Source organism: Ectopseudomonas khazarica (assembly GCF_017915135.1).
In the GTDB taxonomy this organism is placed as follows: Bacteria; Pseudomonadota; Gammaproteobacteria; order Pseudomonadales; family Pseudomonadaceae; genus Aquipseudomonas; species Aquipseudomonas khazarica.
This window is the reverse complement of sequence record NZ_CP068551.1, coordinates 3,491,505-3,505,020: the sequence shown is the minus strand read 5'-3', so window position 1 is coordinate 3,505,020 and position 13,516 is coordinate 3,491,505. Positions and strand designations below refer to the sequence as shown.

General features: G+C 66.2%; 9 protein-coding genes and 1 pseudogene. 5 read left to right on the top strand and 5 right to left on the bottom strand.

Annotated features, from left to right (window positions below; genetic code table 11):
• From JLK41_RS16565 to metR, 3 genes are all read right to left on the bottom strand, one after another.
• Entirely contained in the window at positions 1 to 1,089 is a 1,089-nt protein-coding gene (locus JLK41_RS16565) for an efflux RND transporter periplasmic adaptor subunit (protein WP_210389389.1), read from the bottom strand.
• A gap of 9 nt (positions 1,090 to 1,098) precedes the next feature.
• Positions 1,099 to 1,755 carry a TetR/AcrR family transcriptional regulator gene (locus tag JLK41_RS16560; RefSeq protein ID WP_152489140.1) on the bottom strand — a complete coding sequence of 219 codons (657 nt, stop codon included), beginning with the start codon at positions 1,753 to 1,755 and terminating at the stop codon, positions 1,099 to 1,101.
• A gap of 282 nt (positions 1,756 to 2,037) precedes the next feature.
• Complete coding sequence (gene metR, locus JLK41_RS16555; RefSeq protein WP_037055645.1) at positions 2,038 to 2,955, bottom strand: transcriptional regulator MetR; 918 nt, start codon at positions 2,953 to 2,955, stop codon at positions 2,038 to 2,040.
• A gap of 168 nt (positions 2,956 to 3,123) precedes the next feature.
• On the opposite strand from metR, the gene metE reads away from it, so the two are divergent.
• Positions 3,124 to 5,421 (top strand): 5-methyltetrahydropteroyltriglutamate--homocysteine S-methyltransferase, encoded by a 2,298-nt coding sequence (metE, locus tag JLK41_RS16550; RefSeq protein WP_210389388.1) that lies wholly within the window; start codon positions 3,124 to 3,126, stop codon positions 5,419 to 5,421.
• Between the two features lie 191 nt (positions 5,422 to 5,612).
• A complete protein-coding gene (locus JLK41_RS16545) occupies positions 5,613 to 6,602 on the top strand; it encodes an alpha/beta fold hydrolase (protein ID WP_150605714.1) in 990 nt (329 codons plus the stop codon).
• A gap of 77 nt (positions 6,603 to 6,679) precedes the next feature.
• Here the strand turns inward: JLK41_RS16545 and JLK41_RS16540 are convergent.
• Positions 6,680 to 6,868 (bottom strand): annotated as a pseudogene (locus tag JLK41_RS16540) (DUF6316 family protein); the annotation flags it as partial.
• 278 nt (positions 6,869 to 7,146) lie between these two features.
• Between JLK41_RS16540 and JLK41_RS16535 the strand changes: the two are divergent.
• Positions 7,147 to 8,115, top strand: coding sequence for a DMT family transporter (locus JLK41_RS16535; protein WP_047585728.1), 969 nt, complete (start codon positions 7,147 to 7,149; stop codon positions 8,113 to 8,115).
• Here JLK41_RS16535 and JLK41_RS16530 read toward each other — a convergent pair whose 3' ends face one another.
• Positions 8,116 to 8,583 carry an Lrp/AsnC family transcriptional regulator gene (locus JLK41_RS16530; RefSeq protein WP_037055653.1) on the bottom strand — a complete coding sequence of 156 codons (468 nt, stop codon included), beginning with the start codon at positions 8,581 to 8,583 and terminating at the stop codon, positions 8,116 to 8,118.
• Positions 8,584 to 8,781: 198 nt separating this feature from the next.
• On the opposite strand from JLK41_RS16530, the gene JLK41_RS16525 reads away from it, so the two are divergent.
• Together JLK41_RS16525 and JLK41_RS16520 are read left to right on the top strand one after the other, a co-directional pair.
• A complete protein-coding gene (locus JLK41_RS16525) occupies positions 8,782 to 12,249 on the top strand; it encodes an indolepyruvate ferredoxin oxidoreductase family protein (protein WP_210389387.1) in 3,468 nt (1,155 codons plus the stop codon).
• Between the two features lie 80 nt (positions 12,250 to 12,329).
• A complete protein-coding gene (locus tag JLK41_RS16520; protein WP_210389386.1) occupies positions 12,330 to 13,442 on the top strand; it encodes a Leu/Phe/Val dehydrogenase in 1,113 nt (370 codons plus the stop codon).
• The last annotated feature ends 74 nt before the right edge of the window (positions 13,443 to 13,516 follow it).

The window sequence follows — 13,516 nt, the reverse complement described above, 5'->3', positions numbered from 1 at the left end:
TCAGCTGCCCTCTGCGGCGAGTTGCGTGTGCACCTGCTGGCCCGCTTCGACGAAGCCCTGGCCCAGGGTAATCAGCGCGACTTTCGGCGGCAGGCCGCTGACCCAGGCGCCCTGGTTGTCGACGCTGATCAGTTGCACGGGGGTGAATTCCACGCGCTGCTCATCGTTGACCCACTTGACGCCGTGGCGGCCGTTCTCGTCGAGGCTGAGCAGGGCAGGGGACAGGCGGTGGGCCATGGCCTCGCCGGTCTGGATGTGCAGCGTGGCGCTGGCGCCTGCCAGGCGCAGGCCGTCCGGGTTGTCCACCTTGACCTCGATACGGAAGCTGCGCGAGTCCGGGTCGGCGGCAGCGGCGATGAAGTGCAGCTCGCCCTGCAGCGTACGGCCGTCGAGCAGTTCCACGCTCACCGCCTGCCCCAACTGCAGCTGGGTGACCTGTTGCTGGGCGATCTGCGCGGTGACCTTGAGGCGGTCGATGTCCACCAGGGTCAGCAGGCTTTGTCCGGGCTGTACGTAGTCGCCCAGTTCGACCGCGCGCTGGTCGTAGATACCGGCGAACGGCGCCTTGATCCTGGTGTTGCGCAGGTGCAGGCGAGCGCTGTCGAGTTCGGCGCGGGCCTTGGCCAGTTCGCTCTCCAGGCGCATCAGCTCGCTGGCGGAGATCAGGCTGCGCTCGCGCAGGCGCCTGGCCGCAGTCACGTCGCTCTCGCGCTGGCGCACGTCGGCTTCGCTGCGCGCCACCTGGGCCGGCCGGTCATCCGGCGACAGGCTGAGCAGCAGTTGCTCGGCGGCGACGCGGTTGCCCTTGTCCTGGTCCAGCTTCTGCACGCTGCCACTGACCTGCGCACGCAGCTCGACCCGGCGCCAGGCTTCGATCTGCCCCTGTACCACGTGCTGGCGCTGCATGGGCTGAGCCTCCAGCCACTGCACTTCGACCCTGGCCAGCTCGGCGGCGGCCAGGGGCTTGTCCGGCTCGGCCTGAGCCTCGTCACGGGCGCTGAAGCGTTCGCCGCTGAACAGCCAGAGCAGCAGGGCGATGGCGATGACGACCGCGATGATCCAGGGGCGTTTGCTGAGGTGCGTGAACATGAGAATCCCTTACTCGTTGGTGGCGGCCGCTGCCAGCAGCGCAGCGGCCTGGCCGTGCAGGCCGGCGATGATGAAGTCGGTGACGCGCTCGAAATAGGCGTCGAAGGCAATGGGGTCGGCCCAGTGCTCGAAACCGCCCGAGGCAATGCGCGTCATCACCCCGTTGATGCACGCCTCCACGCCCCACAACAGGTGCTGGCAGTGCTCGTCAGAAAGCTGCAGGCCGGCGAAGCTGTTCTGCAGCAGTTCGCTGAACAGGGCCATGTACTCGGCTTCGAGTTCGAGGAACTGTTCGCGGTAGGGCGGCTCCAGGCGTTCCTGAAAGGCCGGGCGGTCACAGTGCAGGCACAGCTGGGCCTGCAGCGGGTCGGCCAGCAGCTGCTCGAAGGCGCGACGGATCATCCGGCGCATGGCTTCCGGCGCCGGGGCCGAGTGGGAGAGTGTCTGCAGTTCGATCAGGTGCATGCGCGAGCGATCCAGCACCAGGCGCGCAAACAGCGCTTCCTTGCTGGGAAAGTGCTTGTACACGGTGCCCTTGCCGATGCCGGTGTGGCGCGCCACTTCGGCGATTGTGACGCGGTCCCAGGACTGACTCTGGAACAGCTGTCGAGCGGCTTCGAGCAAGGCGGTTTCACGTTGCTGGAAGAGTTGATCCTGATAGCGCATGGGCTTTCCGCGAAAGGCTGTGACCAGTGGTCATGCTATGACTGTTGGTCACGAGGCGGCAAGCCAGGAGTTGTAACAAGGCAATTGGCGTGGATGCGGTTGCGCCCTGCTGCCGGCGGGTACCGTTCGCCGGGGGGGCGCTGCGAGGCCGTCCGGGGGCCGGCCATTTCGTTGTCTTGGTGCCCTGCGGGCGGTGAAGCCTGCTGCGGGGCGCGCGGCGGCAGATGTGACGAAAGGGCGGCCACATGCTTGCGCGAGCGGCCTTTGTCTGCGCAGTGGCGCTCAGCGCGCCACGCTGACACCTTCCAGGCTGGCGAAGGAGGTGTCCTTGGCGGTGAGCAGGAAGTCGCGCATGAAGGGCGCATCGAGCATGTCGCTGCGGATCGCTGCATAGAGGGTGGCGAACAGTCCCTTTTCGCCCAGGCGCTTGGCGCTGACGTAGTGCCGCGAGCTGTACTCGTGCAGCGCCCAGTTGGGCAGGCCGCAGACGCCGCGTCCGCTGGCCACCAGTTGCATCATCATGACCGTCAGCTCGGAGGTGCGTACCTGCGCGGGCTCCACGTCGTTGGGTTCGAGGAAGCGGGTGAAGATGTCCAGGCGGTCACGTTCCACCGGGTAGGTGATGAGGGTTTCCGTGGCCAGGTCCTGTGGCTGGATATAGGCCTTGTGCGCCAGACGGTGCTGGTTGGCCACGGCCAGCATGGCCTCGTAGGTGAACAGCGGTACGTAGGTGATGCCGGCCAGCTCGACGGGGTCCGAGGTCACCACCAGGTCCAGGTCGCCGCGTGCCAGCGCGGGGAGTGGTGCGAAGGAGAAGCCCGAGGCCAGGTCCAGTTCCACTTCCGGCCAGGCGTCGCGGAACTGATCGATGGTCGGCATCAGCCACTGGAAGCAGCTGTGGCATTCGATGGCCATGTGCAGGCGCCCGGCGGTGCCACCGGCGAGGCGCGCCAGGTCCCGCTCGGCGCCACGCAGCAGGGGCAGGGCGGCGTCGGCCAGTTGCAGCAGGCGCAGGCCGGCGCTGGTGAAACGCACCGGCTTGGTCTTGCGCACGAACAGCTGCAGGCCGAGTCGCTCCTCGAGCTCCTTGAACTGGTGCGACAGGGCCGACTGGGTCAGGTGCAGGCGCTCGGCAGCCTCCACCAGGCTGTCGGTTTCGCGCAGGGCGTGCAGGGTTTTCAGGTGGCGTAGCTCGAGCATGACGGGTCTCTGCGAAGGTTTCATTCATCCAATGTCGTGGCTGGATGAAAGTGGTTCATACAGCCTACATGAGTAAATCTTTAGATCAAGACGAAAATCTTGAGTTTGTCTCACGTGTTGGCGATGCCGAGAATGGCGCCATCTCGATTGACTCTGGAGCGTTACCCCATGGCCCTGTCCCATTCCCTCGGTTTCCCGCGCATCGGCCGCGACCGTGAACTGAAAAAAGCCCTCGAAGCCCATTGGAAAGGCGAGCTGGACGAGGCCGGGCTGCGCGCCGTTGGCCAGCGCCTGCGTGCCGAGCACTGGCAACTGCAGAAAGACGCCGGCATCGACTTGCTGCCGGTGGGCGACTTCGCCTGGTACGACCAGGTGCTCGGCCATTCCCTGGCATTCGGCGTGATTCCCGAGCGCTTCCGCCCGGCCGCCGGCAAACCGACCCTGGACACCCTGTTCGCCATGGCGCGTGGCGCCGTGGCGAGCACGAACGGTTGCTGTGGCGGCGCCCACGCTCAGGAGCTGACCAAGTGGTTCGACACCAACTACCACTACCTGGTGCCGGAATTCAGTGCCGATCAGGCGTTCGCCCTGAGCTGGGAGCAGCTGTTCGAAGAAGTGGCCGAAGCCCATGCGCTCGGTCATAGCGTCAAGCCGGTGCTGATCGGCCCGTTGACCTACCTGTGGCTGGGCAAGGCCAAGGGCGATGAGTTCGACAAGCTGGAGCTGCTCGAGCGCCTGCTGCCGGTCTATGGCGAGATTTTCCAGCGCCTCGCCGAGCAAGGCGTGGAGTGGGTGCAGATCGACGAGCCGATTCTGGTGCTGGACTTGCCGCAGGCCTGGAAGAACGCGTTCGAGCGCGCCTACAACCTGATTCAGCGCGAACCCTGCCGCAAGCTGATCGCCACCTATTTCGGCGGTCTGGAGGACAACCTCGGCCTGGCGGCCAACCTGCCGGTGGATGGCCTGCATATCGACCTGGTACGGGCACCGGACCAGTATCCGACGATTCTCGACCGGCTGCCGGCCTACAAGGTGCTGTCGCTCGGCGTGGTCAACGGGCGCAATGTCTGGCGCTGCGACCTGGAGAAGGCGCTCGATGTGTTGCGCCATGCCCATGAACGCCTGGGCGAGCGCCTGTGGGTGGCGCCGTCCTGCTCGCTGTTGCACTGCCCGGTGGACCTGGCGCGCGAGGACCAGCTCGACGCCGAGCTGAAAGGCTGGCTGGCCTTTGCGGTACAGAAATGTGAGGAGGTCGCGTTGCTGGGCAAGGCCCTGGAAGCGCCGCAGGATGCCGGGGTACAGGCGGCGCTGGCGGCGAGCCGCGAGGTCCAGGCGGCGCGCGCGGCCTCGACGCGCATTCACAAGCCTGAGATCCAGGCACGCCTGGCGGCGACGCGTGCGCGCCATGCCCAGCGCCAGTCGCCGTTCGCCGAGCGCATCGGCAAGCAGCGCGAGCGCCTGCAGTTGCCGGTGCTGCCGACCACCACTATCGGTTCCTTCCCGCAGACTGCGGCCATTCGTCTGGCGCGGCAGTCGTTCCGTCAGGGCAAGCTGAGCCTGGCCGACTACACCGAGGCCATGCACAGCGAGATCCGTCATGCGGTGCAGGTGCAGGAGCGCCTCGGGCTGGATGTGCTGGTGCATGGCGAGGCCGAGCGCAACGACATGGTCGAGTACTTCGCCGAACAACTGGACGGCTACGCCTTCACCCGCTTCGGCTGGGTGCAGAGCTACGGGTCGCGCTGCGTGAAGCCGGCGGTGATCGTTGGCGATCTGAGCCGGCCACGGGCGATGACCCTGGAGTGGATTCAGTACGCGCAGGGCCTGACCGACAAGGTGATGAAAGGCATGCTGACCGGGCCGGTGACCATGCTGATGTGGTCCTTCGCCCGGGAGGATGTGCCGCGTGAGGTGCAGGCCAGGCAGCTGGCGCTGGCCATCCGTGACGAAGTGGTCGACCTGGAAGCCGCCGGAATCAAGGTCATCCAGATCGACGAGGCGGCGTTCCGTGAGGGCCTGCCCCTGCGTCAGGCGGCCTGGCAGGGCTACCTGGACTGGGCCACCGAGGCATTTCGCCTGAGCGCCAGTGGCGTGCGTGACGAAACGCAGATCCACACGCACATGTGCTACAGCGAGTTCAACGACGTGATCGACTCCATCGCGGCGATGGACGCCGACGTGATCACCATCGAGACCTCGCGTTCGGACATGGAGCTGCTGGCGGCCTTCGAACGGTTCGCCTATCCCAACGAGATCGGCCCGGGCGTCTACGACATCCACTCGCCGCGCGTACCCGACAGCGCCGAGATGGCCGGTCTGCTGCGCAAGGCGGCGCGGCGCATCCCGCTGGAGCGGCTGTGGGTCAACCCCGATTGCGGATTGAAGACCCGCGGCTGGCCCGAGACCGAGGCCGCGCTGGTCAACATGGTCGCGGCAGCCCGGCAGTTGCGCGCGGAACTGGCCTGATGTTCCGCCCGTAACGCCCAGGCCCCTCCTGCCAGCCGGTACGGAGGGGCACGCTCTGCATGGGCCTTTGGTCACTTGCCGGGCAACCGTTCGTCCTCCTTCATCAAACTGTCACGCTTGTGTGGCAGCGCCGTCGAACGACTTTCACCAGAATCGCGTTTCAGTGGGGTTCTATGTTTCTGGTGTTCTTCATGCGTGCACTCATCTTCATTGCCGCGTTGCTGTGCGGCGTGCAGTCTTTTGCTGCCAATCGTTGCGATCTGTCCGAGCCGACCCGCTATGCGGACGTCGGTGACGTGCGCCTGGCATACCAGAGCGTCGGTCGCGAGCGCGACCCGGCGCTGCTGCTGATCATGGGTCTGGGCGGGCAGCTGATCCACTGGCCCGACGAAGTGGTCGAGCGTCTCTGTCAGCAGGGTTTCCGGGTCATTCGTTTCGATAACCGCGACGTCGGCCTGAGCAGCTGGCGCAAGCCCGCGCCGAGCATCAACCTGCCTTACGAAGTGGTGCGCTACCGCCTGGGGCTGTCGCTGGGAGCGCCCTATCACCTGCGTGACATGGCAGGCGACGCGCTGGGTTTGATGGACGACCTGGGTATCGGCGTTTTCCATGTCCTGGGGGCGAGCATGGGCGGCATGATCGCTCAGCACCTGGCCGATCTGGCGCCGCAGCGGGTGCTCAGCCTGACCCTGGTGATGACCAGTTCCGGTGCCCAGGGCCTGCCGGCACCCAGCGATGCGCTGGTCGCGCTGCTGGCGCGGCGCGAGGCCGGCAGCCGCGAGGCCGCGCTGCAGCAGCAGGCCGACCTGCTCGCGGCGCTGGGCAGTCCGTCGGTCAAGGATGATCGCGCGTTGCTGTTGCATCAGGCCGAGGTGGCTTACGACCGGGCCTTCAATCCCGAGGGCGTGCAGCGGCAGCTGTTGGCGATTCTCGCCGAGTCGAGCCGGGTCGAGTTGCTCAACCGCCTGAGCGTGCCGACGCTGGTGGTGCATGGCACCGCCGACCCGTTGCTACCGGTGATGCATGGTGTCCACGTGGCGGCGCACATCAAGGGCTCGGAGCTGAAGCTGATTCCGGGGCTGGCCCACCGTTTCCAGGATGCCTTCAAGGAACCGCTGCTGGCCGCAGTGTTGCCTCACCTCGCGGCCCACCGCGGCGACCTCGGGCTGGCCCACCTGTAGCGAGATCAGAGCTCCTGATTGTGCTTGATCGCGTCGCGGCGCTGCTGGCTGTCGATGTGCTCGCTGCTGTGGCGGATCAGCTTGTCCGCCATGGCCATGCGCTCGATATAGCGCTGGATGCTCTGCTCGGCATCGTGGCGCGAGAGGTAGGGGCCTTCCAGCGTGCCTTCGCGGGTAGCGAAGAAATACTGGCCATTGACGGCGCTCAGGCGTGAACTGCGGTAGTGCGTGCCCGGTTGGGGGTCGACGGTGCGTTGGCCGAACATGACGAGAGCTCCATCTGCAGGTGCTGGATAGGCTGAGTCTACTGCGAGCGGAGCGGCTTGCCCGGCAAGGCGACCAATGGTCGAAGTTACCGGCCGTTGGCTACTGGTTGGCGTTTTTTATTGAATTTTGACGCCGGCCTGCTGACGCATGAGGCATGCCTGGCGGTACAGTTGCGCTCGGCAAGCGAGCCGAACTGTCACTGTGCTGGTGCGTCAGCCTCTCCTAGAATGGCCGGCTGCGGTCGACGCGTTCAGTCGACCGCGCTGCTGAGGTCGCCATGCACATTTCCTCCGGCCGCTGGATGTACGGCCTGCTTCTCGCCCTGCTCACATCGCTGCTCTGGGGCATCCTGCCGATCAAACTGAAAGAAGTCCTGCAGGTCATGGACCCGGTCACGGTCACCTGGTATCGCCTGACGGTGGCGGGTTCGCTGCTGCTGGCCTACCTCGCCGCCGCTCGCCGCCTGCCACGTTTCCGCCCGCTCGGGCGCAAGGGCGCCTGGCTGCTGGCCCTGGCCATCGGCGGGCTGACGGCGAACTACGTGCTGTACCTGGTCGGGCTCAGGCTGTTGAGCCCCGGCACCACGCAGCTGGTGATCCAGGTGGCGCCGATCCTGCTGCTGATCAGCAGCCTGTTCATCTTCCGCGAACGCTTCAGCCTGGGTCAGGCGCTGGGCCTGATGGTGATGCTGCTGGGCTTCGGGCTGTTCTTCAATCAGCGCCTGGGCGAGCTGCTGACATCGCTGACGACCTATACCACCGGCGTGCTGACCGTGCTCGCCGCCGCCTTCGTCTGGACCTTCTACGGTCTGGCGCAGAAGCAGCTGCTGACGCTGTGGAGTTCGGTGCAGGTGATGATGGTCATCTACCTCTCCTGCGCCTTGCTGCTGACGCCCTGGGCGCAGCCGCTGCAGGTGCTGGAGCTGAGCCCGCTGCAAGGCTGGCTGCTGTTGGCCTGCTGCCTCAATACCCTGGTGGCCTACGGCGCCTTCGCCGAGGCGCTGGCGCACTGGGAAGCGTCGCGGGTCAGTGCCACTCTGGCGCTGACGCCGCTGGTGACCTTCGTTTCCGTGGCGCTGGCGTCCACCTGGTGGCCCGACCACGTGCTGCCCGAGGCGGTCAACTGGATCGCCTACGCCGGTGCGGTGGTGGTGGTGCTCGGCTCCGCCCTGACCGCCCTCGGGCCCTCGCTGATGGCCAGCCTGCGTGCGCGCAAGGCCAGGCGCCTGGCGGCCACGCAGGGCTGATCAGTCCAGCGGCAGTTCGGTGGTGCGTTTGACCTCGCTCATGGCGATGTGCGAATGCGCTTCGTGCACATGCGGGCGCTGCAGCAGGTGGTCGCGCAGGAAGCGCTCGTAGTCGGCGATGTCCTTGGCCACCACCTTGAGCAGGTAGTCCGAGCTGCCGGCCATGCTGTAGCACTCCAGCACCTGCGGATAGCCGACCACGGCCTGTTCGAACTCATCCAGATTGCCGCGACCGTGCGCCGACAGCTTGATGTCGACGAACACGGTGATGCCGAAACCCAGGCGCTTGTGGCTGAGCAGCGCGACCTTGCGCTCGATCAGCCCGTCTTCCTGCATGCGGTGGATGCGCCGCCAGCAGGGTGACTGCGACAGCTCGACCTTCTCGGCCACCTCGGCGGCGGAGAGGTCGGCATTGTGTTGCAGCAGGCGGAGAATCCTGCGGTCGATGGCGCTGAGCTTATCCTGCATGACTATTTCCATTTTCTTGTGATTGTTGGAAGGATCATGCGAAGTATTGTCCTGCAATCTGAAAAATAGAAAGAAAAAAGCGGAACCCTCCAGTCATGCTTTAGGCAAATCCGTCGTGGTGATCCTGCGGCCGGATGCAACGGAGCGTGTTTACCGTCGCGCTCCTCGTGCTCGCCATAAGAATAAAAGGAGCGCTCCATGTCCCTGGCCGAAATCCGCCTGGATGACAAATATCGCCTCGCTACCGGTCACCTCTACCTGACCGGCACCCAGGCCCTGACCCGCCTGCCCATGCTGCAGAAGCAGCGTGACGCCGCCTTCGGTCTGAATACCGCGTGTTTCATCTCCGGCTATCGCGGCTCGCCCCTGGGCGGCCTGGACAAGAGCCTGTGGGACGCGCGCGACTACCTCAAGCAGAACCACATCCACTTCCAGCCGGGCGTCAACGAGGAACTCGGGGCGACGGCCGTGTGGGGCAGCCAGCAGGCCAACCTGTTCCCGGGGGCGCGCTACGACGGCGTGTTCGCCATGTGGTACGGCAAGGGGCCGGGGGTGGACCGCAGCGGCGACGTGTTCAAGCATGGCAACTCGGCCGGCGTCTCCAAGCACGGCGGCGTGCTGCTGCTGGCGGGCGACGACCATGGCTGCAAGTCCTCGACCATCGCTCACCAGAGCGAGCATGCCTTCATCGCCGCGTCGATTCCGGTGCTCAATCCGGCCAACGTTCAGGAGGTCCTGGACTACGGCATCATCGGCTGGGAGCTGTCGCGCTACAGCGGTTGCTGGGTGGCGCTGAAGACCATCGCCGAGAACGTCGACTCCTCGGCCGTGGTGGATGTCGACCCGCTGCGCGTGCAGGTGAAGATTCCCGAGGACTTCCAGCTGCCCGAGGATGGCGTGCACATCCGCTGGCCGGACCCGCCCCTGGCGCAGGAGAAGCGCCTCAACGTCTACAAGATCTATGCAGCTCGCGCGTTCGCGCTGGCCAACAACCTCAACCAGGTGAAGCTCGATTCGCCGAACCCGCGCCTGGGCATCATCACCACCGGCAAGTCCTACCTGGACGTACGCCAGGCCCTGGATGACCTGGGTCTGGACGAGACGCTGTGCGCCAAGGTCGGTCTGCGCGTGCTCAAGGTCGGCATGAGCTGGCCGCTGGAGCCGGTGTCCGTGCACCAGTTCGCCGAAGGGCTGGACGAAATCCTGGTGGTGGAGGAGAAGCGCAGCATCATCGAGGACCAGCTCACCGGTCAGCTCTACAACTGGCCGGTGGGCAAGCGCCCGCGGGTGGTCGGCGAGTTCGACGAGGAGGGCGGTTCCCTGCTGCCCAACCTGGGCGAGCTGACCCCGGCGATGATCGCCCGGGTGATCGCCAAGCGCCTGGCGCCGATCTACAGCAGCCCGGTCATCGAGGAACGCCTGGCCTTCCTCGACGCCAAGGAAAAGGCCCTGGCCGCGCCCAAGCACAAGACCGTGCGCACCCCGCACTTCTGCTCCGGCTGCCCGCACAACAGCTCGACCAAGGTACCGGAAGGCAGTCGCGCGCTCGGCGGCATCGGTTGCCACTACATGACCCAGTGGATGGATCGCAGCACCGATACCTTCACCCAGATGGGCGGTGAGGGCGCGACCTGGATCGGCCAGGCCCCCTTCACCGACACGCCGCACGTGTTCCAGAACCTGGGCGACGGCACCTACTTCCACTCCGGGCACCTGGCCTTGCGTGCCGCCGTCGCGTCCGGGGTCAACATCACCTACAAGATCCTCTACAACGACGCGGTGGCCATGACCGGCGGCCAGCCCATCGACGGCGAGCTGCGCATCGACCAGCTCAGCCAGCAGGTGCATGCCGAGGGCGTCAAACGCATCGCTCTGGTCAGCGACGAGCCGGACAAGTACCCGACCCGCGCCACCTTCGCGCCGGGCGTGACCTTCCATCACCGCCGCGAACTGGACGCCGTGCAGCGTGAGCTGCGCGAGTTCAAGGGCGTTTCGGTGATTCTCTACGACCAGACCTGCGCGACCGAAAAGCGCCGTCGGCGCAAGCGCGGCAAGCTGGTCGACCCGGCCAAGCGCGTGTTCATCAACCCGGACGTGTGCGAAGGCTGCGGCGATTGCAGCGTCAAGTCCAACTGCCTGTCGGTGCTGCCACTGGAGACCGAGCTGGGGCGCAAGCGCGAGATCGACCAGAGCGCCTGCAACAAGGACTACAGCTGCCTCGAAGGTTTCTGCCCGAGCTTCGTCACCGTGCATGGCGGCGGCTTGCGCAAGCCCGAAGCCGTGGGCCTGGGAGCCCTGTTCATCGCCTTGCCGGAGCCGAAACAGCCTGCGCTGACGCGTCCCTGGAACATTCTGCTGCCCGGTGTGGGCGGCAGCGGCGTGACCACCGTCGGTGCGCTGCTGGGCATGGCCGCGCATATCGAAGGCAAGGGCTGCACCGTACTCGACCAGGCCGGCCTGGCGCAGAAGTTCGGCCCGGTGATCACCCATATCCGCATCGCCGCGCGGCAGAGCGATATCTACGCGGTGCGCATCGCGGCCGGGGAAACCGACCTGTTGCTGGGGTGCGACCTGGTGGTGGCTTCCAGCGAGGAGTCGCTGGCCAAGCTGAATGACAAGATCGCCCACGCGGTGATCAACAGTCACGAGTCGGCCACGGCCGAATTCACCCGCAACCCCGATGCCCAGGTGCCTGGCGCGGCGATGCGCGAGGCGATCAGCGAGGCGGTGGGCGAGGGCAAGACCCGCTTTGTCGATGCAACGCGCCTGGCCACGCGCCTGCTCGGCGACAGCATCGCCACCAACCTGTTCATGCTCGGTTTTGCCTACCAGCGCGGCCTGGTACCGGTTTCGGCCGAGGCCATCGACAAGGCCATCGAACTCAATGGCGTGGCCGTGCAGTTGAACCAGCAGGCGTTCCTCTGGGGGCGGCGCGCGGCACATGACATGGCTGCGGTGGAGAAGCTCGCCGCGCCCAAGGTGGTCGAGGCACCGCATTGCAGCACGCTGGACGAGATCGTCGCCGACCGCATGCAGCGCCTGAGCCTGTACCAGAACGGCGCCTACGCCGAACGTTACCGGACGCTGGTCGAGCGCGTGCGCCAGGCGGATAGCGACGCCGGGCAGGCGCTGAGCAAGGCGGTCGCGCGTTATTACTTCAAGCTGCTGGCCTACAAGGACGAGTACGAAGTGGCGCGGCTGTACAGCGAGGCGACGTTCCGCAAGCGCCTGCAAGAGCAGTTCGAGGGCGACTACCAGTTGCAGTTCCACCTGGCACCGAGCTGGTTGAGCAAGCCCGATGCGGTGACCGGCGAGCCGCGCAAGCGCAGCTTCGGTCCCTGGATGCTCAAGGCGTTCGCGCTGCTGGCGCGCTTCAAGTTCCTCCGCGGTACGGCGCTCGACCCCTTCGGGTACAGCACCGAGCGACGTCTGGAGCGTGAGCTGATCGAGGAGTACGAGGTCAACCTGGCCTACCTGCTCAGCGAACTGAACGCGGACAACTACCGCACCGCCGTGGCGCTGGCCGAACTGCCGGAGCAGGTGCGCGGCTATGGCCACGTCAAGGAAGCCGCCATGGCCAAGGTGCGCGAGCAGGCCGTGCAGCTCAAGGCCCGCATGACCGTCAGCGAGATCGCGGCGGTGCAGCTGTTCGAACCGGCTGCCTGATTCTTCAAGCATCCCCCTTGCCACCCCCTCCCGTGCGGGAGGGGGATGGCCTTTTACGATCTGAATACCGAGGTGATTCGATGTCCGTCTTCACTCATGTCGACTTCGACCAGCACGAACAGGTGGTCTACGGCCACGACCAGGCCAGCGGCCTGAAAGCCATCATCGCCATTCACGACAGCACGCTCGGCCCGGCGCTCGGCGGTTGCCGCATGTGGAACTACGCCAACGACGACGAGGCCCTGCGCGATGTGCTGCGTCTGTCACGTGGCATGACCTACAAGTCTGCGCTGGCGCGTCTGCCGCTCGGAGGAGGCAAGGCGGTGATCATCGGCGATCCGCACCGCGGCAAGAGCGAGGCGCTGTTCCAGGCCATGGGCGACTTCGTCGACAGCCTGGGCGGACGCTACGTCACCGCGGCGGACTCAGGCACCGGCGTGAACGAGATGCGCATCATGGTCGAGCGCACGCGCCATGTCGCCGGTGCCGGGCAGCGCGAGGCCTTCGGCGGTGGCAGCCGCGATGGCGACCCATCGCCGTCCACGGCCTATGGCGTGTTCATCGGCATCCAGGCTGCTGTCGCACACCGCATGGGGCGGGCGGATCTGAACGGCATCCGCGTGGCCATCCAGGGAGTGGGGCAGGTCGGTTTCCACCTGGCCAGGCTGCTCCGCGAGGCCGGTGCGCAACTGTGGGTGACGGATATCTTCGAGGCCAACGTGCAACGTGCGGTCGCTCAGCTGGGGGCCACGGCCGTCGACCAGAACGCGATCTACGGCCTCGACGTCGACGTGTTCGCCCCCTGCGCGCTGGGCGCGATCATCAATCTGCAGAGCCTCGAGAACCTGCGTGCGCCGATCATCGCCGGCGCGGCCAACAACCAACTGGCCGACGCCAGCCTGGCCGAGCTGCTGCGCCGCCGTGACTGCCTGTATGCGCCGGACTACGCGATCAATGCCGGCGGCATCATCGACGTCTGTTACGAGCGCACCGGTGGCAGCGCCGCCGAACTCAAGGCACATATCGAGAGCATCGGCCCGACCCTGACGGAAATCTTCCAGCGCGCCGAACGGGAAGGCGAGACGACCACCGCGATAGCCGACCGCATGGCACTGGAGCGCCTGCACGGTGGTGTGCCCAGCGTGCGTGCCTCGACAGCCTCTGCGGCGGTTGCCCACGGCTGGCAGCGCTAGGCCGCGAACGGATCGCGACATGACAAACGCGCCGGTCGTCGCTAAGATGCCGCCCGGCCGTTGCGAATACGGCC